Annotated in this window: 21 protein-coding genes; 9 read left to right on the top strand and 12 right to left on the bottom strand. The window is 57.8% G+C overall.

The genetic code is table 11. The features are described 5' to 3' along the window. Positions 1-116: 116 nt before the first annotated feature. Positions 117-1,532, bottom strand: coding sequence for a glutamate--tRNA ligase (gene gltX, locus JHL21_RS01250; protein ID WP_200211461.1), 1,416 nt, complete (start codon positions 1,530-1,532; stop codon positions 117-119). A gap of 179 nt (positions 1,533-1,711) precedes the next feature. Here gltX and JHL21_RS01245 point away from each other — a divergent pair, with 179 nt between their 5' ends. Continuing rightward, positions 1,712-3,763 (top strand): ComEC/Rec2 family competence protein, encoded by a 2,052-nt coding sequence (locus JHL21_RS01245; protein ID WP_210338823.1) that lies wholly within the window; start codon positions 1,712-1,714, stop codon positions 3,761-3,763. On the opposite strand, the gene JHL21_RS01240 is transcribed toward JHL21_RS01245, so the two are convergent. From JHL21_RS01240 to JHL21_RS01225, 4 genes are read right to left on the bottom strand one after another with little or no spacing between them, the layout of a single operon-like run. Continuing rightward, entirely contained in the window at positions 3,732-5,687 is a 1,956-nt protein-coding gene (locus JHL21_RS01240; protein ID WP_200211457.1) for a beta-galactosidase, read from the bottom strand. The genes JHL21_RS01245 and JHL21_RS01240 overlap by 32 nt on opposite strands. A gap of 7 nt (positions 5,688-5,694) precedes the next feature. Continuing rightward, on the bottom strand, positions 5,695-6,570 hold the full coding sequence (locus JHL21_RS01235) for an SMP-30/gluconolactonase/LRE family protein (RefSeq protein WP_200211456.1): 876 nt from the start codon (positions 6,568-6,570) through the stop codon (positions 5,695-5,697). Then, on the bottom strand, positions 6,567-7,178 hold the full coding sequence (locus JHL21_RS01230) for a 2-dehydro-3-deoxy-6-phosphogalactonate aldolase (protein WP_200211455.1): 612 nt from the start codon (positions 7,176-7,178) through the stop codon (positions 6,567-6,569). Before JHL21_RS01230 ends, JHL21_RS01235 begins: the two co-directional genes overlap by 4 nt. A 2-nt stretch (positions 7,179-7,180) precedes the next feature. Next, the gene (locus tag JHL21_RS01225; protein WP_200211454.1) at positions 7,181-8,098 is read right to left on the bottom strand and encodes a 2-dehydro-3-deoxygalactonokinase; all 918 of its coding nucleotides are present in this window, start codon (positions 8,096-8,098) and stop codon (positions 7,181-7,183) included. Between the two features lie 267 nt (positions 8,099-8,365). On the opposite strand from JHL21_RS01225, the gene JHL21_RS01220 reads away from it, so the two are divergent. Continuing rightward, positions 8,366-10,174 (top strand): IlvD/Edd family dehydratase, encoded by a 1,809-nt coding sequence (locus JHL21_RS01220; protein WP_200211452.1) that lies wholly within the window; start codon positions 8,366-8,368, stop codon positions 10,172-10,174. A 385-nt stretch (positions 10,175-10,559) separates the two neighbouring features. On the opposite strand, the gene lexA is transcribed toward JHL21_RS01220, so the two are convergent. Beyond that, on the bottom strand, positions 10,560-11,279 hold the full coding sequence (lexA, locus tag JHL21_RS01215) for a transcriptional repressor LexA (protein WP_200211450.1): 720 nt from the start codon (positions 11,277-11,279) through the stop codon (positions 10,560-10,562). A 332-nt stretch (positions 11,280-11,611) separates the two neighbouring features. On the opposite strand from lexA, the gene JHL21_RS01210 reads away from it, so the two are divergent. The 5 genes from JHL21_RS01210 (at position 11,612) to JHL21_RS01190 (ending at position 17,537) form a co-directional block, all read left to right on the top strand. Then, positions 11,612-12,610: a BMP family protein gene (locus JHL21_RS01210; protein ID WP_199530448.1), complete on the top strand. Its 999-nt coding sequence runs from the start codon at positions 11,612-11,614 to the stop codon at positions 12,608-12,610. Positions 12,611-12,673: 63 nt separating this feature from the next. Then, on the top strand, positions 12,674-14,203 hold the full coding sequence (locus tag JHL21_RS01205) for an ABC transporter ATP-binding protein (RefSeq protein ID WP_200211449.1): 1,530 nt from the start codon (positions 12,674-12,676) through the stop codon (positions 14,201-14,203). Beyond that, positions 14,200-15,282 carry an ABC transporter permease gene (locus tag JHL21_RS01200; protein ID WP_169193937.1) on the top strand — a complete coding sequence of 361 codons (1,083 nt, stop codon included), beginning with the start codon at positions 14,200-14,202 and terminating at the stop codon, positions 15,280-15,282. The genes JHL21_RS01205 and JHL21_RS01200 overlap by 4 nt, the downstream gene beginning before the upstream one ends. Positions 15,283-15,284: 2 nt before the next feature. After that, a complete protein-coding gene (locus JHL21_RS01195; RefSeq protein ID WP_199530445.1) occupies positions 15,285-16,232 on the top strand; it encodes an ABC transporter permease in 948 nt (315 codons plus the stop codon). 18 nt (positions 16,233-16,250) lie between these two features. Then, positions 16,251-17,537 carry an amidohydrolase family protein gene (locus JHL21_RS01190; RefSeq protein WP_200211447.1) on the top strand — a complete coding sequence of 429 codons (1,287 nt, stop codon included), beginning with the start codon at positions 16,251-16,253 and terminating at the stop codon, positions 17,535-17,537. Between the two features lie 63 nt (positions 17,538-17,600). Here JHL21_RS01190 and JHL21_RS01185 read toward each other — a convergent pair whose 3' ends face one another. The 3 genes from JHL21_RS01185 to JHL21_RS01175 form a co-directional block, all read right to left on the bottom strand. Beyond that, positions 17,601-18,443 carry a carbohydrate ABC transporter permease gene (locus JHL21_RS01185; RefSeq protein WP_200211445.1) on the bottom strand — a complete coding sequence of 281 codons (843 nt, stop codon included), beginning with the start codon at positions 18,441-18,443 and terminating at the stop codon, positions 17,601-17,603. After that, on the bottom strand, positions 18,443-19,375 hold the full coding sequence (locus tag JHL21_RS01180; RefSeq protein ID WP_200211443.1) for a carbohydrate ABC transporter permease: 933 nt from the start codon (positions 19,373-19,375) through the stop codon (positions 18,443-18,445). The genes JHL21_RS01185 and JHL21_RS01180 overlap by 1 nt, the downstream gene beginning before the upstream one ends. A gap of 94 nt (positions 19,376-19,469) precedes the next feature. Then, positions 19,470-20,726 (bottom strand): extracellular solute-binding protein, encoded by a 1,257-nt coding sequence (locus JHL21_RS01175; protein ID WP_200211442.1) that lies wholly within the window; start codon positions 20,724-20,726, stop codon positions 19,470-19,472. A 411-nt stretch (positions 20,727-21,137) separates the two neighbouring features. On the opposite strand from JHL21_RS01175, the gene JHL21_RS01170 reads away from it, so the two are divergent. Both JHL21_RS01170 and JHL21_RS01165 read left to right on the top strand, forming a co-directional pair. Further along, positions 21,138-22,226, top strand: a complete 1,089-nt coding sequence (locus tag JHL21_RS01170) for an ABC transporter ATP-binding protein (protein WP_200211441.1) — start codon at positions 21,138-21,140, stop codon at positions 22,224-22,226. Positions 22,227-22,320: 94 nt separating this feature from the next. Then, positions 22,321-23,049 (top strand): SDR family oxidoreductase, encoded by a 729-nt coding sequence (locus JHL21_RS01165; protein ID WP_200211440.1) that lies wholly within the window; start codon positions 22,321-22,323, stop codon positions 23,047-23,049. Here the strand turns inward: JHL21_RS01165 and JHL21_RS01160 are convergent. The 3 genes from JHL21_RS01160 to JHL21_RS01150 are packed head-to-tail and all read right to left on the bottom strand — an operon-like array spanning position 23,039 to position 24,697. After that, the gene (locus tag JHL21_RS01160) at positions 23,039-23,455 is read right to left on the bottom strand and encodes a DUF2177 family protein (RefSeq protein ID WP_200211435.1); all 417 of its coding nucleotides are present in this window, start codon (positions 23,453-23,455) and stop codon (positions 23,039-23,041) included. The two genes, JHL21_RS01165 and JHL21_RS01160, sit on opposite strands and share 11 nt — an antisense overlap. Positions 23,456-23,465: 10 nt before the next feature. Next, a complete protein-coding gene (locus tag JHL21_RS01155) occupies positions 23,466-24,119 on the bottom strand; it encodes a ChrR family anti-sigma-E factor (RefSeq protein ID WP_200211434.1) in 654 nt (217 codons plus the stop codon). Beyond that, positions 24,116-24,697 (bottom strand): sigma-70 family RNA polymerase sigma factor, encoded by a 582-nt coding sequence (locus tag JHL21_RS01150; protein ID WP_349236778.1) that lies wholly within the window; start codon positions 24,695-24,697, stop codon positions 24,116-24,118. Before JHL21_RS01150 ends, JHL21_RS01155 begins: the two co-directional genes overlap by 4 nt. Positions 24,698-24,912: the final 215 nt, after the last annotated feature.

The following is a 24,912-nucleotide window of genomic DNA, read 5'->3' as shown; positions in this document are numbered from 1 at the left end:
GCCTGACCGCGCCGTTTTCGAGGGTAGAGGTATCAGGTTCTAGGCCTGAGAGGCAACCGATAGGTATGCGCTGGTGCAGTATCGGCGCGGGTGAACCGCGCCGATATTTTAAGGTTTTAGTTGACGGTTACGTCGCCGAGTCGAGCCATGCTTTCTTCGCGGCCGATCAGCACCATTACCTCGAAAATCCCCGGAGAAACGGTGCGTCCGGTGAGCGCCGCACGCAGTGGCTGAGCGAGCTTGCCGAGCTTAAGACCCTTCTCTTCGGCCAGTTTGCGCATGACCGCATCGATCTCTGGCACTGACCAATCGGCAAGGCCCCCTATCGTATCAGCAACGCTTTTCAGCATCTCGCGATTTTCAGGGGTCAGCAATGCTGCTGCGGCCGAGTCAGGCGTGATCGGGCGGGTCGCGTAAATGAACTGCGCCAAGTCGATGAGTTCGAGGACAGTTTTCGCACGAGGCTGAAGTTCTGGAAGCGCGGCGAGCACCGAATTGTGGTTTGCAACCAGACCCGCGTGGTCTTCGGTGCGACCAGTTTCAAGCGCGGTCGCGACCATAACCTCGTAGAGATACGCAGGCTCAGCAGCACGAATGTAGATGCCGTTGATGTTCGCCAGCTTATCGAAGTCAAACCGTGCCGCGCCCTTGTTGAGGGCTTCTAGGCTGAACCACTCAACCATCTGCTCGGTCGAGAAGATTTCTTCGTCGCCGTGGCTCCAGCCTAGGCGCGAGAGATAGTTGCGCATGGCTGCGGGCAAATAGCCCATCTGGCGGTACTGTTCGGCGCCGAGTGCGCCGTGACGCTTGGAGAGCTTTGCGCCGTCAGGACCGTGGATCAGCGGAATATGCGCCATTTCTGGCACAGTCCAACCCATGGCGTTGTAAATGATGATCTGGCGGGCAGCATTGGTGAGGTGGTCGTCGCCACGGATAATGTGGGTGACGCCCATGTCATGGTCGTCGACAACCACGGCATGCATATAGGTCGGTGTGCCGTCCGAACGCAGGATGATGAAGTCGTCGAGGTTTTCGGTCTTGAAGACGACATCGCCCTGGACATGGTCCTTGACGACGATTTCGCCAGACAGCGGAGCCTTGATGCGTACGACTGGCTTCACTCCTTCTGGCGCTTCGCTCACATCCCGGTCGCGCCAATAGCCGTTGTAGCGCGGGGGCTTACCGGCAGCGCGCGCGTCTTCGCGCATCTTGTCGAGTTCTTCGGGCGAGCAGTAGCAGTAGTAAGCGTGGCCCATCTTGACCAGCTCGTGAGCGACTTCCGCGTGGCGCGGTGCGCGTTCAAACTGGCTGATCGGTTCACCTTCCCAGTCGAGGCCGAGCCAAGTCAGGCCATCGATGAGCGCGACAACTGCAGCTTCGGTGGAACGCTCGCGGTCGGTGTCCTCGATACGCAGCAGCATCTTGCCGCCGGAGTGCTTTGCGAAAGCCCAGCTAAACAGGGCGGTACGAGCACCACCAATGTGCAGGTAACCGGTGGGGGATGGGGCGAAACGGGTTACGACCTGAGACATGGTTCCAAGGAATTTTGAGGAAGTGTGCGGCGTGTGTACCATAGCCTTGGGGCAGCGCAAGGGCGAGGGCGCGCGTGGGGAGCGAACGAGTACCGATTTGGTCTCGGTTTAGGCCGATAAATGCCGGACTTTCCGGTGTTTTCGGTCAGGTTTTCCTGCGCCAAATGATCGCTCACCCTTTGGCGACTGCGTATCAGAGGCTTGTCACCGAATTTGGCTTAGCCTTTGAGCAAAGGCGCGGTTTCGTCCTGCTGCCATTTTCGCTCATCGCGGGGATGATTGCCTATACCCTGCTGTTGGGGGAACCGCATTGGCTGGTTCTGGCGACCGGAGCGGTTGTTTGCGCTCTCGGTCTCGTCTGGGCAAGCTGGCGCGCGCCCATTGAGGGTATCCGGCTTATGGTGCAGCTATCAGCCCTGTGGGCCGGGTTTTGCCTCCTGCCGCTTCATGGAGCCCTCTTTGGTACAGAAATGCTGCGCACGCCTTTCTACGGGACCTATGAGGCGCGCGTTGATGAGGTGCTCGGGAGTGACGGCGGGCGGGCGCGGGTCATAATATCGGGCATCACCCCGGATGCAGAGGCGCGGGCTGTGCCAATCCGCCGGGCGCGGTTGATCTTGCCGGTGGATGTGCAGGTGGGGCCCGGCGACATCATTCGCGCTGCAATGCGCTTTGCGCCTATTCCAGGCCCTGTGTTGCCGGGGGCATTCGATGGTCAATTCCATTCGTATTTCAACGGCGTAGGTGCATATGGAAATGTAACGAGCCAGTTTCAGCTGGTACGGAGCGGCGACGGTCTCGCGCTGGATCGGCGCGTACTGGCACTCCGCACAGCCATTGCTGATCGGATCGACATGCACCTTGATGACGCAACCGCAGCGATTGGCAAGGCCATGGTCGTAGGAGACCAGAGCGATATTGATGATGAAACACGGGAGGTTATGGCTGCATCGGGGCTTGCCCATATCTATTCTATTTCGGGCCTACATCTCTCCATCGTCGCGGGAGGGATCTATTTCCTTGTGCGCCTGTTTCTCGCGTCCATCCCCCTCGCGGTCGGCTTGCCGGTAAAAAAGATTGCGGCCGTTGTCGGCTTGCTGTCCGCCTTTGCTTATTTGGCGCTCGCGGGTGGCATCGAAAATGTTCCGGCATTTCGCTCCACATTGATGCTGGCCCTGGTCTTTGGGGCGGTGTTGGCGGGGCGACAGGCCTTGACGATGCGTAACGTTGCGATTGCCGCTCTTGCCATTTTAGTCATTGATCCAGCGAGCATTTTCCGCCCGAGCTTTCAGCTGTCATTCGCCGCTGTCGTAGCGCTGATCGGCGTTTATGAAATGCCGCTTGGCAAAATCCCCAAGTCCAGGGGGCGGTTCAGCCGGGTAGTGAGCCTTGTCTCGGCGACCGCTTGGACGAGCTTCATCGCCGGGGGCGCGACGATGCTTTTTTCGGCCTATCATTTTCAGCAAACAGCTCCATTGGGCGTGGTGGGCAATGTTTTGGCATTGCCGTTTGTTAGCCTGATCATTATGCCGTTTGGCGTGGTTTCAGCCTTTGCCATTCCGTTCGGCCTTGATGCTGCGCCTTTTCAAATCATGGGCTGGGGCATTGACCGGATGGTCGATGTGGCAGAACTGGTCGCTGGCTGGAGTGAAGGGTTTACTGGTAACCCATTGCTTGCAGAATGGACCTTGGTCGCTAGTGTTATCGCATTGGCGTGGTTTGCTTTTCTGCAAACACGATGGCGATTTTTGGGCCCTATTTTCCTCGTGCCGCTGGTGCTTTTTTATGGCTTGGTACCACGGCCGGATATTCTGATCGCCGATACCACTCAGGCGGTCGCAATCCGGGATGGTGACGGATATGGGCTCGTTACGGGACGCGCTGGGAGTTTTGCCGTGGAAGTCTGGGAGCAGCATTTTCAGACGGAAATCAGCGCGCAGCACAGCACCACAAGATGCGACGACCTTGCGTGCGTTTCCGATCAGAATGGCTATAGCGTCGCGACGATAAAGAACGCCGCCGCCTTTGCCGAAGACTGCGGGCGGCATGATCTCGTCATAACCCGCCTTAGAGCGCCCGTATTCTGCACTAGCGTAGGCCAGATCATCGACGCGGATCAGTTAGCCCGAGGTGGCGTACACAGTTTGGTTTGGAATGATGAGGCAGGCCGTTTTGATCTTCGGCCTGCGCTCACAAATCTCAACCGCCCGTGGAGAGCCTTGCAACGGTAACACCAGCGCTTTCGATTTCTGGTCCGCCCAAAGCATAACCGCTCTCATCTGGTGCGGGGATAAGTGTTTGGGTCGTGGTGCCGTAGTTGACGTAGATGCGGAACTTTCCACGGGTTCGGCAGCGCACGCCCGCAGGAATATTCAGCACCGGCACATCGGCCTCGGCGATCAGGTAATCGGCAATGCGCTGGACCAAAGCGCGGTCGCCGCTTGCGGTCTGGTAGAAGATCTTGCCTTGCGAGAGGAGAACCGGAACGCCTTCAACGTCCTCGATAATGACCTCGGCACCGCCTTCGGTTTTCTCCCGCCATAGCTGTGTTTCGCCGCCACCGCGAACGGTAACCGAGACGCCACGCGGCAGGCTGTCGACCCGCGCAACTTTCACGTCGAGAAGGTTTTGCGGCAAGTCGGGCCCGAGACGCTTGGGTGTGATGTAGTTCTGATCCTTGGAGCCCGTGCGTGGCCCGATGAGGAGATGCCCCTCAAAGCTTTCGACAGCGGTGCGTAGCGCGTCGGTCCAAGCGAACAGGGCTGGCAGAGCGACGATGTCATAACCCTCAAAACTCGTGGTTTTGGGAGAAAGGACATCAACGTCGAGGCCGTGCTTGCGGAAGGCCGAATAGAGTTCGCGCACGTGATTGCCGTGCTTAAACCCTTGCGCTTGCGGCATGATCTCCCATGCCCATTCGCTCTGGTAATCATAGACCAGCGCGACGCGGCCTTTATTGGCAAGGCCATCCAAGCCGATGTCGCGTAACTCTTGAGCGACCTGTGTCGCCTCGTGATAGGCCGGGGCTGGTTCGCTATCGGGACGGAGCAGGCCCGCGTGCATCTGCTCTTGGGCCATGGGGGCTTGCCGCCAACGGAAGTAAGAAACCACTTCCGCGCCGTGTGCAAAGGCTTCCCACGCCCAAAGACGTGCCATGCCCGGCAACGGGTCGGGATTAGCAAAAGCCCAGTTCACCGGGCCAGGTTGCTGCTCCATGATCCACCAGCGGCCATGCCCGACCGTGCGGTAGAGATCATGGTGGAAGGCAGCATTGTCCGGATCGCCTTGGCGCAGGTACTGGCGCTTGGTTTCCGCACTCTCATCGGACATCGCAAGGTGACCGATGGGATAGCTGTCCCACGAGGCGATATCGAGTGTTTCGGCCACATCATAGTGGTCGAACTCGGCATAACGGCTCATGAAATTATGGATGACCGGCAGGTCGGGACGCTGGGCCTTGAGGATATCGTATTGGACAGCATTGAAAGCCGCGACCTGATCGGAGGCATAGCGGCGGAAATCTAGCTCATGGCTCGGTGTGGCTTCGCAGACTAAAAGATTGGGCAGTTCGATCTGATCGAAGCGATTGTATTCCATCGACCAGAAGACATTGCCCCACGCCTGATTAAGCGCGTCGATCGTGCCGTATTTCTTTTTAAGCCAGAGGCGGAAACCAGCTTCAGCAGCAGGTGAATAGGAATAGGTCGTGCCGTGGCAGCCATATTCATTGTCGGTCTGCCAGCCAATGAGGGCAGGGTGATCGCCAACGCGTTCGGCGACGTGTCTTGTGATGCGGGCGGCCTCTTCACGATAGCCAAGGTGCGAAAAATCATAGTGGCGGCGAGAGCCGAAGCCGCGATGACGGCCCTGCGCATCCACTGCGAACATGTCTGGATGCTTATCCGCCATCCAGCGCGGCGGGGTCGCCGTGGGCGTGCCGACGATGACCTTAAGGCCATGTTTGTGCAGTACGTCCATCGACCGAGTAAGCCAGTCGAACTGTAAATTGCCGGGCGTAGGCTCGAGGCGTGACCAGGCGAATTCGCCGATCCGCACGACTTTGATCCCGACTTCAGCCATGCGGCGGGCGTCTGCGTCCCACCAATCTTCTGGCCAATGTTCGGGATAGTAGCAAACGCCCAATGCAGGGTACATTTCGTCCTCAGAGCTCTATAGTTGGTTCCGGTAGTCCCGCCACGTCGAGGTCGATGTAGAAGAGGCCACCGGCGACTTTTTCTGCAGCCAGTTGATCTTCGGACAACGTCTTATTGGCGGTCGTGATGAAGAGGCGCTTCAAGTCCTTGCCGCCAAATGCGGGGCACGTGACCTGACTAACGGGCACTTCAATAATGCGGTCTATTGTGCCGTCTGGGGCATAGCGGATGACGCAATTGCCGCCCCAGCGCGCGTTCCAGATATAGCCTTGGCTATCGACAACAGCGCCATCGGGATAGCCGCGGTCGTTTGAGACGTCAGCGAAAACTTCCCATTCGCCGAGGGGCAAGCCTGTTGCCGGGTCTGTCGCGACGGTGAGGATTTTCTGGGTTGGCGTGTCGGTCCAGTAGGCACGCTTGCCGTCGGCGGTGAAGCAGGCTGCATTGGGAATGGCGGCCCCAGAACGGATTTGCGTCAGCTTCCCCTTACGGAAGTGATAGAGCGCGCCTTCGGCTGGCCCTTCGTCCTTGACCATGGTGCCGATCCAATAGCCGCCTGATGGATGGAGGCGACAGTCATTGGAGCGGTTACCCGGATTATCGGCTTCAATAGCGACGATGAGGCTGATCTCACCGGTGACGAGATTGAAACGCTTTAGCCCTGTCTCCGTCGCCAAGGCGAGTTCATCCGCGGAGATGATCGCGGCGGCGGTGACGATCTCGTCAAACGCCCAGCTTTCCTGATCCTTGCCATTTTCATCGACGGCAAAGAGGGTTTGATTATTGATATCAAACCAGAAGAGTTTTTCGCGGTGTGGGTGCCAGAATGGCCCTTCACCAAGGGCGCATTGGCTATCGACAAGTAACTGTGCGGTCTCGCTCACGCCTTGGCTCCTTTGTCATAGGAGGCCACGGCCAGTTTGGCGCGTTCCGAAACTTCGGCGACACTCATGCCGGGCTTAAAGATGTAGGTGCCAAGGCCAAAGCCCGTGCAACCGACAGCGAAGAACTCGTGGAAATTATCGGGGTTGGCGCCGCCGACAGCATAGGTTGGAACGGCAGGCGGCAGGACGGCCTTAACGGCCTTGATGCCTTTGGAGCCCAGAACTTCGGCTGGGAAGAATTTTAGCCCGGTCGCGCCATTGCGAATGGCGGTGAACGCATCGGTGGGTGAGAAGACGCCGGGATAGGAGGCCATGCCCTGGGCTACGGTTTCCTTGATCACCTCCGGATTGGTGTCAGGCGAGACGATGAAGACGCCACCGGCAGCCTTGACGTTACGGACGTCGTCAACGGAAAGCACCGTGCCTGCGCCAATGTCCGCACGGTCTGAAAGCGCCTCTGCCGCAAGGCGAATGCTTTCGAGAGCGTTGGGCGAATTGAGCGGCACTTCAATCAGGGTAATACCGGCATCCACGAGCGCGGTGCAGACGGCAACAGCTTCGTCGTTCTTGAGGCCACGCAGGATGGCGATGATGTGACGATGGTTCATATTTATACTCCTGCGATGCCGGTACGCGCGGCCTTAAGGCCTGCGAGCATGACGTCTGTAACATTTACGATACGGCTCGAAGCGCCGGTCATGCCCAGTACGCGGGCGTAAAGGGCGCATAGATTGTGCGAGCCGATCAGGGGGACGGGGTCGTAACCGATCTTGGAGCGGTTGGCGGCGATCTCAGAGCCAATGAGGAGGCCCGAGAGATAGCCTGCGCACCATGCCGAGCTCCGGCCCGAGAGAAGAGCGCTGGCGCGCGCGGCAAACAACTGCCCGATCAAATTCTCGGGGTGTTCGAGACCCTTGCTGGCGCCAAAGACAAACCCGTCATCGCGATCTGCAGTGGTGAGGTCGCCCTGTAGGGAGTGGCGAAGCACGGAATGGGTTTTGAGAAGATCAAACATCTCGCCGGTCATGGCCGTCGAGAAGCTCTCGATCTTGGTGCCGGAGAGCTTTGCCCACTTGGAGTGGGTGCCGGGCATGCAGACGAGACCGGAATAGTCGGGGGAGATCGCTGCGAGACCAAGGAGCTGAGTCTCCTCGCCACGCATAACGTCATCGCTACCGTGACGCTGGGATACGCCGGGCAAAATGGAGACGCGCAAGCCGCCAGCCATTTCAGGATGGACCGCGCCCGCGGCCAAGTCCTTAAGGTCGGTCGGGGCTTCAAGGTAAGGCGCTTCGAGCCAGCCTTGGCGCGCGCCTGCCATGCCACAGATCAGCACTTCGTCTGGCGCATTTGCCAAGCTTAATTGGCCGATCGTTTCTGTCAGTGCGCCGGGAAAAGCATCGGGGGTCAACTTGCCCATGCCTTTGTCGGAGCTTGCTGTTCCGATTACGGACCCGTCGCCGTCCAGCGCCCAAGCCCTTAAATTTGAGGTGCCCCAGTCAACAGCGACCCATGCTCCTGATTGCATCACTTCGTAGTCCCTCCAAGTCTGCGGCGCGAACGTAAAGCCGGAGACCGACACTGACTAGCCCGTTCTTGTATGGCTTAACCGCAACTGCCTGATTGCACCGCGCGCTGAGTAAGGTGGAATGCGCCGAAAATCAGATTCTCACGGTGTTTAGAGTCATTTGTATGATTTTAAGCTGCGGCCCCGTTCCATTCCAGAATTGCCGTGCTAGAACAGGAGCAAACAGACCCCAGTGCTCCGCAGGGCGGAGAACCAAGGAATTGATCTATGACGGTAGATAACAGCGGCAATGGCGGCCGGAAGCTGCGCTCGCGTGCGTGGTTCGATAATCCCGACAATCCAGACATGACCGCGCTCTATCTTGAGCGCTATATGAACTATGGTGTGTCGCGCGAAGAGCTGCAGTCCGATAAGCCGATTATCGGCATTGCGCAGACCGGCTCCGACCTAAGCCCTTGTAACCGTCACCATATCGTTCTGGCTGAGCGTCTGCGCGAAGGTATTCGCGAAGCAGGCGGTATCGCCATTGAGTTCCCGGTTCACCCGATACAGGAAACCGGTAAGCGCCCGACAGCAGGTCTTGACCGTAACCTGGCCTATTTGGGCCTCGTGGAAGTGCTCTACGGCTATCCGCTGGACGGCGTGGTGCTGACCATTGGTTGCGACAAGACCACACCCGCTATGCTGATGGGTGCGGCGACGGTCAATATTCCGGCGATTGCGCTCTCGGTTGGCCCAATGTTGAACGGCTGGCATAAGGGCGAACGCACTGGCTCTGGCACCATCGTCTGGAAGGCCCGCCAACTGCTCGCCGCTGGCGAAATCGATTATCCAAAGTTCATTGAATTGGTTGCGTCTTCGGCCCCGTCGACTGGCTATTGCAACACCATGGGCACAGCGACAACGATGAACTCGCTGGCTGAAGCTCTTGGCATGCAGCTGCCGGGTTCTGCAGCGATTCCAGCGCCGTATCGTGACCGTCAGGAAATGGCCTATCGCACTGGCAAGCGTGCGGTGGAGATGGTGCGTGAAGACCTCAAGCCATCCGACATTCTGACCAAGGAAAACTTCCTCAACGCTATCGTGGTCAATTCGGCCATCGGCGGCTCGACCAATGCGCCAATCCATATCAATGCGATTGCCAAGCATATTGGTGTCGACCTCAATATCGACGAGTGGCAGGAGCATGGGCACAAGGTGCCGCTCTTGGTGAACTTGCAGCCAGCGGGTGAATATCTCGGTGAGGACTATTACCACGCGGGCGGTGTGCCTGCGGTGGTGAATGAGCTTATGAAACAGAAGCTTATCCACGAGAACGCCCCAACCGTGAACGGCAAGTCGATTGGCGAAAACTGCCGAAATCGTCCGATTGAGGACGACAAGGTCATCCGTCATTTCGACAATCCGATGAAGTCGGAAGCGGGCTTCCTCGTGCTACGTGGCAATCTCTTCGACAGCGCCATTATGAAGACCTCGGTGATCAGCCCCGAGTTCCGCGAGCGCTATCTCTCCGATCCGCAGCATCCGGGCATGTTTGAGGGCAAGGCGGTGGTGTTTGATGGTCCTGAAGACTATCACCACCGGATCGACGATCCCTCGCTTGCTATTGATGAACATACGCTGCTGTTCATGCGCGGCGCGGGGCCAATCGGCTATCCAGGCGCTGCGGAAGTGGTGAACATGCGTCCGCCTAGCTATCTGATTAAGAAGGGCATTTCGTCCCTTGCTTGTATCGGTGATGGTCGTCAGTCGGGCACGTCGGGTTCGCCTTCGATCCTCAACGCGTCGCCTGAAGCGGCGGCTGGTGGCAACCTCGCGATCCTGCGGACGGGCGACCGGGTGCGGATCGACCTCAATAAGGGTGAAGCGGACATTCTCATCTCGGACGAGGAAATCGCCGCCCGCCGTTTGGATCTGAATGCAGAGGGCGGATACAAATTCCCCAAGCATCAGACCCCTTGGCAGGAAATCCAGCGCGGCCTGGTCGGCCAATTGGGCGACGGCGCCATTCTGCGTGGTGCCGACAAATACCAGCGCATTGCCCAGACCGAAGGTCTGCCACGCGACAATCACTAAGCGCGATATGCGTGAGAAAGGGCCCGCGAAAGCGGGCCTTTTTATGCGTCCAGCCAGCGTGGCCGCGATTGGCCTATCTGTGGCTTTTGGCTGGCACTTATGGGCGTCAGCTTTGGCGCGGACATGGCCTTTTAGGGCGCGAAGGGGCGCGTCCTTTAGAGCGGGGATATATGAAAATGGAGGCGGCGCTCGGGCTTAGCCGTGAGCGCAATGCTCGGCTTTGCGCGTGTACTGGCTCAGCGCCTGTGATGTCGAAGGTCGGCGAGCGGGCGTTGGAAGAATATACGCCACTCCGGGGCGCGGGGAGTATCGTGGAGGCGTGTTACAAGAACCAACGCCGCGCAGAACAAAGGGGCAGAGTTTTTCAACTTGCCCCTCCGCCAATTCAGTATTTCCGCATCAGGCCGACCAAGCGGCCCTGAACCCGGACCCGATCGGGCGGGAAAATGCGGGTTTCATAGGCCGGGTTGGCCGCTTCCAGAGCGACCGTATCGCCCTTGCGGCGCAGACGCTTAAGCGTCGCTTCCTCATCGTCGACAAGGGCGACGATGATTTCGCCGTTCGAGGCCGTATCCTGCTTTTTGATGAGGACGGTGTCGCCATCAAAAATGCCTGCGTCGATCATCGAATCCCCACGCACTTCCAATGCGTAGTGTTCGCCTGAGCCGAGCATTTCTGGCGGTACAGCGATGGTGTGCGAGTGGGTCTGGATCGCTTCAATGGGCGTGCCTGCTGCAATGCGGCCCATAACCGGAATGGAGATGGGGCGAGCATAATCGTCAGCGGCGGATGGAAGAGCACGCGCTGGGGGCGCGGCAACCTTGCCGAGAGTGCCTTCAATGACGCTGGGCTCGAACTTTGATTTACGGCCACCCAAGGTCGGGTTCATCGAATCCGGGAGCTTCACCACTTCGAGCGCACGGGCGCGATTGGGAAGGCGGCGGATAAAGCCGCGCTCTTCGAGGGCCGTGATGAGACGGTGAATGCCGGATTTGGACGCCAGATCAAGCGCATCCTTCATCTCGTCGAATGACGGAGGAATACCGCTCTCCTTCATCCGCTCATGGATGAACATCAGCAATTCGTGTTGTTTTTTCGTCAGCATCGGCCCCAGACCCCAGAATCGGAACATAGACGGAACGACTATATGTGTTCCTCAAATGTTCTGCAAGTGTTGCCATGTTCCTGTCAGCACTGCCAAACGACTGTAATATGCGCATGCATAGATGGGTGGTTTTGGCCGGTCCAAGCCCGGGACCCAAACATGCGTAAACGGGTCACAGGCACAGTGCGGCGTTGAGGAGCAAATGCGACTCGTCAGCAAGACGGAACAGATTTAAAAAACCTTAATTTTCAACTTGCCAACCAAGCGTCTTCGCTCGCTAGATAGGCAAGAGAGATTTTTGTTCGTTTTTTGCACACTCATTGGGGGTTAAAATGACCGCTCTAACGAAATTCGGTCGACGCGCCTTTCTTTCGGCGGCCGCACTCGGCGTCGCAGCTCTGTCGCTGACCGGGTCGGTATTGGCGCAGGATGTGACCAAGATTGCAGCTGTGTGGACCGTTCCGGTTGAGCAGCAGTGGGCATCGCGCCTCCACCTCGCGCTGATCGCAGCGCAGGAACGCGGCGAGATCGAATATGTGTATTCGGAAAACGTGTCGAACACCGACTATGAACGCGTCATGCGCGAATATTCGGAACAGGGCGCTAAGCTGGTGATCGGTGAAGCCTTCGGTGTTGAACAGCCAGCGCGTGCCGTTGCTGAAGAATACCCAGAAGTGATGTACCTGATGGGGTCCTCGCTCCAGCCAGTTGAACCAAACTTCGCCACCTTCGACAATTTCATCCAAGAACCAAGCTATTTGACCGGCATGGTTGCGGGCATGAAGACCGAAACCAATAAGATCGGTATGATCGGTGGTTACGCTATTCCAGAAGTGAACCGTCTGATGAACGCCTTTATGCAGGGCGCGCTCTCGGTCAACCCAGAGGTGAAGTTCTCGGTGAGCTTCATCAACTCCTGGTACGATCCTCCGAAGGCCAAGGAATCGGCATTCGCTATGATCGATGCGGGCGCGGACATTCTGTACGCAGAGCGTTTTGGCGTGTCTGACGCTGCCAAGGAACGCGGCGTTCTGGCCATCGGCAACGTGATCGACACCGCAGCGGATTACCCAGGCACCATTCTGGCGTCGGCGCTGTGGCACGGCGAGCCAATGATCAACAAGGCAATTGCCGACATTAAGGCTGGCAGTTTCACCGCTTCGGATTACGGCATTTATGCCTTCCTCGAGCACGGTGGTTCGAGCGCAGTTTATGATGAAGCGCTTGCTGGTGCGGACGCAGTTGCTGCCGCTAAGGCCAAGGAAGCTGAAATCCTTGCTGGTACTTTCAAGGTCGACATCAACGACGCTGAACCAAGCTCCAGCATGTAATCCTTTTTCTGGCCGGGTGTGGGTTTTCCCACGCCCGGCCTATTCTATTTTTTGGGGGCGGCAATGACCGACCAACAGGGGGATGTGGTGCTCTCACTTGAGGGTATCACCAAGCGCTTTGGCAAACTCACCGCGAATGACGGGATTAATCTCAGTCTCAAGCGGGGCGAAATCCTAGCCCTTCTGGGGGAAAACGGCGCCGGCAAAACGACATTGATGAACATTCTCTTCGGGCACTATGTGCAGGATGAGGGTGTGGTTCGTGTTGCGAGCGAGGCTGGCCTTCAAATTTTGCCTGCCGGTTCGCCTGGCGCGGCGTTGAAGGCCGGAATTGGCATGGTCCACCAGCATTTTACGCTGGCGGAAAACCTCGGCGGGCTCGACAATATTCGTCTTGGCACCGAGGGCATGTTTGCGCTTGGGGGCAAATCTACGGCGCGCAAGAAGGTGGAAGCCATTATTGCGGAGAGTGGGCTTGATGTGGACCTTGATCGTCCTGTCGCCAGCCTCACCGTGGGCGAAAAGCAGCGCGTTGAAATCTTGAAGGCGCTCTATCGCAATGTCCGCGTGCTTATTCTGGATGAACCCACCGCGGTTCTGACCCCACAAGAGTCCGAAGGGCTCTTCACCGTTCTGCGCCGCTTGGCTGCGAATGGGCTGGGCGTTATTTTTATCTCTCACAAGCTGGGTGAAGTGCTCTCCGTATCGAGCCGTATTCTGGTTCTGCGGGGCGGCCGCAAGGCCGGTGAGCTCGTCACTGCAAATTCTGATCGTCGCGATATTGCCGACCTGATGGTGGGCAAGGCTGTGGCGGAAGTGAAGCGTACGCCCGCAACGCCGCGCGAGCCGCTGATGAGCTTTGCCAATGTGTCGCTTAAGCAGGGCTCGACCCGTCAATCACTGCGCAATGTCAGCTTTGAACTCAAGGCTGGCGAAATCATCGGTCTGGCCGGTGTGTCGGGCAATGGCCAATCGGGCATTGCCGCACTGATCTCGGGGCTTGCTGTTCCGGACGCTGGCGAAGTGCGCCTTTATGGCGAAGCGCTGACCAAGGCGGACCCGCGTGCGCTGGTTCAGGCTGGTGTGGCGCGCATGCCGGAAGATCGTCAGCATGACGGCGTCGTTGGCACGATGAGTGTTGCTGACAATATCGCCATTGAGGAAGTGCGCAGCGCGCCATACTCGCGCTATGGCCTGCTCAATCGTAAAGCCATGCAGCAGCGGGCGACGGAAGCGATTGCGGCCTATGACGTGCGTTGCCCGGGGCCGGACGCCGAAGCGCGGCTGCTCTCTGGCGGCAATGTGCAGAAGTTGATTTTGGCGCGCGTTCTGGAGCGTTCGCCGCGCGTTATTCTGGCGAACCAGCCCACACGCGGCCTCGACGTTGGCGCGCAATCGGAAGTCCATCGCCGCATTATTGCAGCGCGTGACCGTGGCGCCGCCGTGATGGTGATTTCGGAAGACCTGGACGAATTGTTCGCGCTGGCGGATCGCTTCCTTGTGGTTCACGCCGGGGAGGTCAGCGACGCTGGCCCGAGCGAAAAGCTCGACCGCGGTACGATTGGTTTGTTGATGGCAGGGCAGGCAGCATGAGTTTGCGTCTTGAAAACCGCGCTGACGCTTCTGTCGCGCTCAAACTGCTGGTTTCGCTTGGCTCCGGCATTGCCGCGCTCTTGCTGGTGGCTATTCCTGTTCTGGCTGCGGGGCAAAACCCGATTACGGCCTATGGCCTGATGGTGCAGGGCGCGTTTGGCTCGATGTTCGCGTTTTCCGAAACGCTGAACCGGGCGACGCCGCTTATTCTCACCGGGCTCGCCTGCGCAGTCGCGTTCCGGGCGAAGCTTTGGAATATCGGCGCGGAAGGCCAGCTCTATATCGGCGCGCTCGCGGCGGTGCTCGTGGGGAGCGGCTTGCTGCAGATGCCGCCGGCTTTGATGATCCCAACGGTGATGATCGCGGGCTTTATCTGCGGCGGCATGATGATGGTGGTGCCCACCATGCTCAAGCAGCGCTTTGGCGCTGATGAGGTGGTAATTACGCTACTGCTGAACTTCGTCGTTATTCTCTTTGTGCAGATGCTGATCGAAGGGCCGTTGAAAGACCCTCTGGCGATGGGTTGGCCGCAATCCATCCCGCTCGACGCGGAAGCAAAATTCTCAAAGCTTATTCCGCGTCTGCGGATGCACTGGGGCCTAATCGTCGGTATTGGCGCGGCCATTGTCCTCTGGATATTGGTGCGCAAGACCGTGCTCGGCTTTGAAATCAAGGCCGTGGGCGAGAACCGCGATGCGGCTAAGTTCGCAGGCATCCCGGTCAATGCGACCATGCTGAAAGTGGCGCTGATTTCGGGTGGCCTCGCCGGTCTTGCCGGTGTGTCCGAAGTTGCAGGCGTAAAGGGCTATTTGTCCGCGGACCTGTCACCGGGCTTTGGCTATTCGGGGATTGTCGTGGCCATGCTTGCGGGGCTTTCGCCGATTGGCACCGTGTTTGCGGCACTGTTCGTGGCCTCGGTCTTTGTTGGTGCGGATTCGATGAGCCGCGCTACCGGCATTTCCAACTATCTCGCTGATCTCGTTGTGGCGCTGTCGCTGCTTTGCGTATTGGTCGGCACATTCTTCCTGCGCTTCCGCGTTCGCTTTGAACGCAAAGCCAAGTCTGGTGCGGAGGCGTAAGAATGGACGTCGTATTTGACATTATCAGCTCGGCCAATTTCTGGGCTGCAGCTCTGCGCATCGCGACACCGCTGATTTTTGGTGTGCTGGGCGCGTTGATCTGTGAGCGGGCAGGTGTGCTCAATCTTGGTATTGAGGGCATCTTCGTGGCGGGGGCAATGGCGGGCTGGCTCGCTGTTTACCTCGGCGCGGGGCTTTGGGGTGGCGTGATTGTGGCCATGTTGGTCGGCGCGGTGTTTGGCCTGCTGCATGCCGGGCTGACAGTCATTCTGGGACTGTCGCAGCACGTGTCGGGCATTGGCATTACGCTGCTCGCGACAAGCCTTTCGTACTTCACCTATCGTACGGCGCTGCCGGAAGTGACGTCGCCACCGCGCATCACCCCGTTCCAGCCGCTCGATATTCCAGTGTTGTCGGATCTGCCGTTTATTGGTCCGGCGCTGTTCCAGCAGACGTCGCTGACCATGCTGGCGATTGCCTTCGTGATCCTTGTGGCTTTCGTGCTCTACCGCACCCCGCTTGGGCTGGCGATCCGCGCTGTCGGCGACAACCCTGCTTCGGTTGAAGCGCAGGGGCTGTCGGTGCAGGCGCTGCGTATTGGGGCCGTTGTTGTGGGCTCGTCGCTCATGGCTCTGGGCGGCGCGTTTCTCACCATGTCGGCGTTCGATGCTTTCTTCTTTGGCATGGTCAATGGTCGTGGCTGGATCTGTATTGCGCTGGTCGTGTTCGCCTCCTGGCAGCCGGGCAAGGCTCTGCTCGGCGCACTGCTGTTCGGCGCTTTCGATGCCTTCCAAATCCGTCTCCAGGCCGAAATTGGCCAAGTCGTTCCGGGGCAGGTCTTCCTGATGCTGCCCTATTTGCTGTCCATCGTTGCCTTGGTTCTGGTTGCTCGTCGTGCGGACTACCCGCGCGCGCTGCTGCAGCCATGGTTCAAAGGCCAGCGTCACTAATTTTCTGCGAGTACACTTATGTTCGATCTCAAGATTACGAATGCCAACCTTCCTGATGGCCGCACTGGTGTGGATATCGGCGTTAAGGACGGCCGCATTACCGCCATTGAGAAGAACCTCGGTGGCGAAGCGGGTGAAACCATCGACGCGGGCAATCAGCTGGTTGCGCCGCCGTTTGTTGACGTTCACTTCCACATGGACGCGACGCTCTCGCTCGGCATGCCGCGTATGAACGAAAGCGGACTGCTGCTCGACGGCATCAAGATCTGGGGTGAGCTGAAGCCTCTTCTTACCCAAGAAGCTGTCATCGAGCGCGCGCTGGCCTATTGCGACCTTGCGGTGTCGCAGGGGCTGCTGGCGATCCGTACGCACGTCGATATTTGCGATGAACGCCTTCTGGGCGTTGAAGCGCTGTTGGAAGTGAAGCGCCTTGTCGCGCCATATATCGACTTACAGCTCGTCGCCTTCCCGCAGGACGGCTACTATCGCTACCCGGGTGCTGTCGACCTGCTCGACCGTGCGCTCGACATGGGCGTCGATATTGTTGGCGGCATTCCGCACTTTGAACGCACCATGGCCGATGGCGCAGCGAGCATGAAGGCGCTCTGCGAGATCGCCGAAAAGCGTGGTCTGCTGGTTGATATCCATTGCGACGAAACCGACGATCCGAATTCGCGCCACATCGAAGCGCTGACCTATGAAACCCAGCGTCTAGGTCTCAATGGTCGTGTGAATGCCTCGCACCTGACCTCGATGCACTCCATGGACAATTACTATGTGTCCAAGCTGCTGCCGATGATGGCAGAGGCGGGGATTGCGGCGACCGCGAACCCACGCATCAACATCGTTATTCAGGGTCGTCACGACACCTATCCGAAGCGTCGCGGCATGAACCGCTTCCCGGAAATGCTGACCTACGGCATCACCAGCGCATTCGGTCAGGATTGCGTGATGGACCCATGGTATTCGCTCAACCACGCAGACATGCTCGAAGTTGCGGATATGGGCCTGCACGTTGCCCAGATGACAAGCCGCGCGGCTATGCGCCAGTGCTTTGAGGCTGTGACCACGAGCCCGGCCAAGATCATGCATCTGGAAGGCTATGGCGTCGATGTGGGCTGCAAGGCCGACATGGTGCTGCTGCAGGCGTCCGATAGCATTGAGGCGATCCGTCTCAAGGCAACGCGTCTGGCTGTTATCAAGGGTGGCAAGGTGATCTCGCGGACTGAACCGCGTGTTGCCAAGCTGAACATCGCTGGCCGTCCAAGCCAGATCGATGCGAGCAAGGTTGTGCCGCAGGTTTAAGCGGACGCACTTGTTGAATTGAAAAGGCCGGTCTCAGTTTTGAGGCCGGCCTTTTCGTTTGCATTAGCCCTTAACGGCTCCGCCTGTGAGGCCCGAGATGACGTAGCGCTGGGCCGCGAGGAAGAAGACGATGGCGGGCAGAATAGAGAGGGATAGATAGGCCAGAACGCGTGGCCAGTCGGTTCCGTATTGTCCCTGATACTGCATGATGCCCAAGGGCCAAGTATATTTAGCCTCTGAGTTCAACATGATGAGCGGGAGCAGGAAGCTGTTCCAGCTCCCGACGAAGTTGAACACCCCAACGGTGGCGATGATCGGCACGCAGAGGGGCAGGGTGATGTACCAATAGATGCGGATATAGCCGCAATTATCCATGCGTGCGGCGTCGATCAGTTCCTTGGGTAGTTCTTTGAAAAAGTTATGGAACAGCAGAACCGAGAAGGACACGCTGAACGCCACTTGGACAATGACAATACCCCATTGGCTATCGAGCATGCCGAGATCGCGCATCTTGATGAAGAGCGGCAGAATGCCGGTTGCGGCAGGGAATAATAGGCCCAGCATCAGGTAACCAAGGATGAACTGACGCCCGAAGAATTTTATGTGGGCGAGGGCAAAGGCTGCCATGGAGGCAACGAGGGTTGAGAGCAGGACGGTGCCGATGGCGATGAAGATCGAGTTGCCCAGCGATGAGAAATAGCGCGGCCCGAAGAGTACTTCAGTGAAGCGCCACGGATCCCAGCTGGCGGGCATGCCGAACGGATTGACCCGTAACTCCCCGACTTCCTTAAAACCGCCCAGCGCTGTGGCGTAAAAGGGGACGATGACGAAGAGAGCGACGATCCCGAGGGTGATCCACTGGATGGGCGAGATGAGCGGGCGGCGTTTGCGTGTGTGGGTGCCCATTAGCTCTGCTCCACTTTGAACAGAATACGGCGATAGCTGACAGCGACGATCACGCAGGCGATGAACAGCAGCACGCTGACGGCGCCACCGAAGCCAAGGTTCATGCGCAAGATGCCGAACTGGTAGAGGAAGGTCACTATGGTGTGGCTGGCGTGTGACGGGCCGCCATTGCTCAGGGGAATGATGAGATCAAAGAGCTGCAGAGCGCCTGTGATCGCAAAGAACACGGAGATGACGATCGCTGAACGGATCATCGGCAGTTTGATGTGACGAACGATCTGCCATTTTTTCACCCCATCGAGGCGTGCCGCTTCCACTACTTCGTTGGGAATGGATTGGAGCCCGGCGATGTAAATCATCATGTGGAAGCCAAAGTACTTCCATGTGATCACCAGCATGATGGCGGGGATGACCCAGAGCTTGTCGCCGAGCACGTGGGGTAGTTTGGTACCAAATGTGTCACCGATGATCGGCAGAACGCCGTAATTTCCGTCGTAAACAAATTTCCAGATCAGCCCTGCGGCGACTTCGGCGAGCATATAGGGCAGGAAAAATAGCGTGCGCAGAACGTTGATGTGCCAGGCTTTTTCAGCGAGCGCGATGGCGCACCACATGGCCAGCGGTAGCTGGATGGCGAGCGATACCGCGACAACCAGCAAGCTATTGCGGACAGCTGTCCCAAAATTGCGGTGCGTGATCACGTCTTCATAGTTTTTGAGGCCGACAAAATCGGTCAGCGGTCCGTAACCGTTCCATTTGAAAAAGGAAAAGCTCGCCGCATCGACCATCGGCAGGACAACGAAGACAGTGAAGAGGATTAGCGCAGGCGGTAGGAAAATCAGCAGCGGGATCAGACTTTTGCGATCCGCATAACGCTGTTTTCGCGCGGTAGAATTTTGACCAATTTCAAATGGGGCAGCGACAGTGGTCATCGGCAACTCCTCCCCAGAGACGCTCAAACCTGAACGCAGAACAATGATGTTACGGCAATGAAAAGGGCGAGGTTACCCCCGCCCTTCGATCGCGTTATAGGCCGTCAGCGACAGCGTCGCGGATCATCTCGGCGGCTTCCTGCGCGCTCAGCGCATTGGCAGCCAATTCAGCCGAAATATCATTGACGACCCCGCCAACGTTCGGACCCAAGGCCTGATCGAAGAAGAGGGCGTGCCAGTGGGCGTTACCAATGTTCTGGGCGATTTGTGCCTTGAATGGATTGGTCATGCCATCGGCAGCGGTCTTGGCGATGGGGATATAGAAGCCCGCATCAGCAAAGCGCTTCTGAACCTCGGCGGAGTTAAAATACTCAATCCACTTCACAGACGCATCAGAGGCGTTTTTGTGGAAGAGGTAGCCAGAAAGCCCGCCCAGCGTGTCGGTTGGATCGCCCTTACCGCCTGGAATGGTCGGGAATGGCAGAATGCCGAGTTGGTCGTCTGGAATACCTGCCTTGGAAGCCGAGTTGTCCTTGGCGGAGGCATAGTCCCAGTCACCCATGAGGTGCATTGCGGCCTTGCCGTCGCCAAAGTAGCCAGACGCGTCGCCGTAACCCGCGGCGAGGAACCCGTCCTGCCAAGGTTCGAGCTCAGCGAGCTGAAGGAAGTACTCACCTGCCTTGACGAAATCTTCGCCAGCGAAACCGTCGCCTTCGCCACGTGCAGCTGCTTCAAAGCTATCTTTGCCGGCGAGGCGGACGACGAACTTGGACCACCAGAAGTGGGCAGGCCACTTGTCCTTAGCGCCGACCGAGATCGGGGTAATTCCAGCATCCTTTAGGCTCTGAACACCCGCAAGGAATCCCTCCCAAGATTCCATGCTGGCAGGATCGACACCGGCTTGCTCGAACAGGGCTTTGTTGTACCACAACACAACTTCACCGACGTCGCGTGCCGCACCATAGAGGTGGCCATCTGAGTAGGTGAAAGCGGATACGCCAGCGGTGCCCTGATTGTCCTTGGCCTCTTGGGTCATGACATCTTCAACGGGACGCAATACGCCCGCTGCGGCCTGCTCATAGAACACGCCGCCGCCCCAAGAGTGGAACACGTCTGGCGCATCAGCCGATTGTAAAAGTGTGGTTAGCTTAGCCTTAAAAGCTTCGTTTTCCAGAAATGGCAGCTCGACCTTGATGTCGGGGTTGGCGGCTTCAAATTCCGCAACTGCCTTGTTCATTAAGTCCACTTCTGCCGGAATGGACGCAATGTGCAGGTGTCGGACAATTGTCTGAGCCTGCACTGGAATAATCACGGCAATGCTCAGCATTGCGGCGAGCGCAATCATCTTCATTGGTAATCCCTCCTCCAATCGGACGGTAACCTTCTCCCGAGATTAGCGTCCGTTTACGAGCTCGGCCGCGCCGAAGTCCCGCTTGATATTTTTAAGCATCCATTATTAACTCTGGCAAGAGGAACGTACCTCATTAAATGAATGCAGTGCCTGAATTGAGATGATCGTAATGGTTGTTGTTGATGTTCAGTAGAGGTTATCTTTTGGATAATGTGTTGTTTCGATTGTGTAATTGCATTGAGCGTCAATAATTGCCGGGGCACGGCGTTGTTCGGTTTCTGGGGTAAGTTGCACTCCCTGTAATTGAAATTGCTCAGGCGAATATAATGTGGATTTTCTTGGCGTTAGGTGAGGGAGGATCGCCTTTTGTCCAAGGGTCAAGCGTCAGTATCGACTGTCCGGGAGGGGACTTTGGCAGATCTTAAGTTACGCGGCATCAGCAAGCAGTTCGGTCTCGTGAGCGTTCTAAAAGACGTCGATCTCGATGTCGCTGATGGCGAGTTCGTCGTATTTGTCGGGCCATCAGGCTGCGGAAAATCTACCCTCTTGCGCACCATTTCGGGGCTTGAAGAACCGAGTTCTGGTCAGGTGATGATCGGTGGCGAGGATGTTACCGATTTTGACCCATCCGAGCGCGGCGTCGCCATGGTGTTTCAGTCCTATGCGCTCTATCCGCACATGACTGTTTCGCAGAATCTTGGTTTTGGCCTGCGGATGGGCGGCATGCCGAAAGAGGATGTGGCCAAGCGTGTCGAGGAAGCGGCGCGCATTCTGGAGCTGGATGAACTGCTGGACCGCAAGCCGAGACAGCTTTCGGGCGGACAGCGCCAACGCGTTGCAATCGGTCGGGCGATTGTCCGGCAACCCAAAGCTTTCCTATTCGACGAGCCGCTCTCGAACCTCGACGCAGAGCTTCGTGTGCAGATGCGGATCGAGATCGCCAAGCTTCATCAGCAGCTTGGGGCGACCATGATCTATGTGACCCACGACCAGGTCGAGGCCATGACGCTGGCGGATCGGATCGTGGTGCTGCGCGCTGGGCGGATCGAGCAGGAGGGGAGCCCGATTGAGCTTTATGACAATCCGGACAATGTTTTCGTCGCTGGATTTATTGGCTCGCCGCGCATGAATTTTTTGGGCGGAACGGTTAGCGAGATCGCGGGCGATGTGCTGCGTGTAGCGCTTGGCGGCTTTGACCGCAGTTCCATCACCGTCAGACAGCGGAGCGGAAAAGCAGCGCTTGGGCAAAAGGTAACAATTGGCATACGGCCCGAGCATTTCTGCGCGGTCGAGGAGAGTGGCGAACGCCTGACGGCAACTGCGCAGGTGGTCGAGCAGCTCGGTGGCGTTTCCTATGTTTATGCCGTCGGCAGTGATGGTGAGACGAAGCTGACCATTCAACAAAAGGGTCACGCAAAGATCACCAATGGTGCGCAAATAGATGTCGGCATAGAGGCTGGGGCCGCATTGGCATTTGACACTGACGGGGCGCGATTGTGAGGTTGTAGCGCTTAGACCGCCGATAATATCGGCCGCCTAAGCATCCATCCTCGAGCCAGCTGCGTAGTGTCTCTGACACAGGAGATATTACGCGATGGCGAACATCCAAAAAGTTTGGATTATTGGTGGCAGTAGCGGGATCGGTGCAGCACTTGCGCAGGCCTATGCCGACGATGGGGCCGAGGTTACCATCAGTGGGCGCAATGCCGAGGCGCTAGAGAAAGTGGTCTCTATTCTCGGGCCTCGGCATAGTTTTGTGGTTGCCGATGTGGTTGATCCGCAATCGCTTGAAGACGCGGCTAAGGCGCATGGGCCTTTCGACTGCATCATCACAACGGCGGCGATCTATGATCCCGGCCCGGTGCTGGCAGCGGACCAGAAAAAGGCCGAAGACATTATCGTCGCCAATTTAACCGGGACCTATAATGTTGCGCGTGTTGGCGCGAAGAACCTCAAGCCCGGCGGGCAATTGGCGCTCTTTGGTTCGGCTGCAGCGATTTTTGGATTGCCCAATGGGCAGGTCTATTCAGCGACGAAGGCTGGGATCGTCAATCTGGCGCAGAGCCTGCGCGTTGAGCTGGAGCCCAATGTCGATGTGCGGTTGATTACGCCGGGCTTTGTTCGGACCCGTCTGACCGATCAGAATAACTTTGAGATGCCGTTCATTCTGGAGCCCGAAGCTGCGGCACAGCGGATCTTGAAGGGGCTTAAGGGTAAGCACTTTGAGATCGCTTTCCCGCGTCGGCTGATCTGGCCTTTGCGGGTTCTGGCATGGCTGCCAAAACCCATTTCGTTTGCCTTGACCAAGCGGCTCAAACAGTGAGCCGCGCGGCGAAGTAACCTGCAACGGCGGCGCCACCAGTGATTGCGCCGCCCCAAATCAGGTCGACAACGGTTACCTTCCAAGACCAATCCTTCAGTGTCGCCAGATTGGTGAAGTCGTATGTGCCATAGGCAATCAGACCCAGTGCAACGCCAGCGACCAGAGCCCAAACCCAAGAATTGGCGTTGAGGGCCGGCAAAATGGCGAAGCCGACAATCCCGATCACATAGAAGAGGTAGAACACCACTGCTGCGGTCATGTTCGGCTTATCGAGCAGAAGGTGGCCGATCTCGCTGCGGTAAAAACCGATAGCGAGGAAGCCGAGCCAGACAAAATCAACCGCGAAGAATAACGCAGCCGCGCCGAAATAGGCCGCTAACAGCGTGCCGATAGAGAAACCAGCCATTTTGCACTCCTTAGATGCCGAGGTACGGTTGCATAAAGCGAACCAGTCGCGAGCTAAATTTGAGCGGTGCGTCAGTAACCGCTAGGCAGATACAGTCCATGTCCGTGCCCGCGATGGGCTGGTGCGTGAGGGAGCCGTCTGCTTCTTCAAGATCGCCGGGACCGAAACGATCTACTTCATCGTGAAAACTGCCTTGGAGAACGAGTGTGAGCTCGCGCCCGCCATGGCTGTGTTCAGGGACAGGCTTGCCCGCAGGGATGCGCAGCAGGCGAACCATGGTTTCCCCATCATTGATGGGCAAAATAACCTGATGCGCATTGCCGATGCGCTTCCACTTGATCTGATCGAAACGCCCAACATAGTCGCGGAGAGGCTGTGGGATTTCGCCAACAGTAACCTGTTCATCACGTACCGGTTTGGCAGCTCGTGGTGCGGGTTCGACTTCCAAGCGTTCAGCAAAGCTTTCCCATGCGTCAGCAGGACCGGCGACGGGCTCGATCTCGGCCAAAAGCGCGCCAGCAGTGGCTTCGATGATGTCGAGGCGCTGGCGGCACTCTGGGCACATGGCCAAGTGTGTGGCGATTGCCAATGACCAACCCTCGGCCAGATTGCCGGATGCGTAATCGAGCAGTAGCGCTTCGCTTGTGTGGTGATGAAGGCTCATTTCAGGTCCTCCAATGCCGTGCGAAGGCGCCCGAAGGCGAGGCGAATGCGGGATTTTACGGTGCCGATCGGCAAGCTCAATTGCTTGGCAATGGTGCTGTGCGACGCTTCTTCGAAAAACGAGAGCTTGATCAGGTCGATCTGTTCCTGTGGTAGAGTTTGCATGGCCTTTTGAACTGCGTCTTGTCGTTGCCTCTGAACTAAGATGTCCGTCGGCTCCGGTTCCGGGTCGGCCATGAGGGCAGGGTCATTCAGGTCGAATTCAGGACGCTTCTGGCGGCGCCAGGCGTCGATATAGGTGTTGCGCGCGATGGCGAAAATCCATGCAGCAGCGGACCCGCGCATGGGGTCAAACTGCTCGGCTTTGCGCCATATGGCGAGCATGACCTCTTGCACCAAGTCCTCGGCGGCCTGGACGTCGCGCGTATGCTTGATGAGATAGGCACGAATGCGAGGCGAATAGAGAGTGAATATCTTACGTAAGGCCGCCACGTCGCGGCTTTCGGCGACCGCTACCAGGCAACTGGTAACCAGCTCGTTCTCTGTCGCATCGCTCGTTTTCGGGATATTACTCGTCACGCGGCCACGCCCATTTGCAGCGCGTAACATGTTGTTACGGCTAGGTGGAAAAGCAGCACTCTCGCACGGTCCCGTATCGGGGTAAATCGCAAGTGTCATGCCTCAATTACGGCATCACATAAAACTTGGATCACTCGCCGCTCAGGAAAAAAATGGCGGCAGCGAGAAAGCTCTGCGTCACCTTTGATGATCCAATCGCGTTGTATCTGCGTAGT

This window comes from Devosia sp. WQ 349K1 (assembly GCF_016595685.1).
GTDB lineage: Bacteria > Pseudomonadota > Alphaproteobacteria > Rhizobiales > Devosiaceae > Devosia.
The sequence above is the reverse complement of the archived record's forward strand: the minus strand, read 5'-3'. Positions and strand labels throughout refer to the sequence as shown.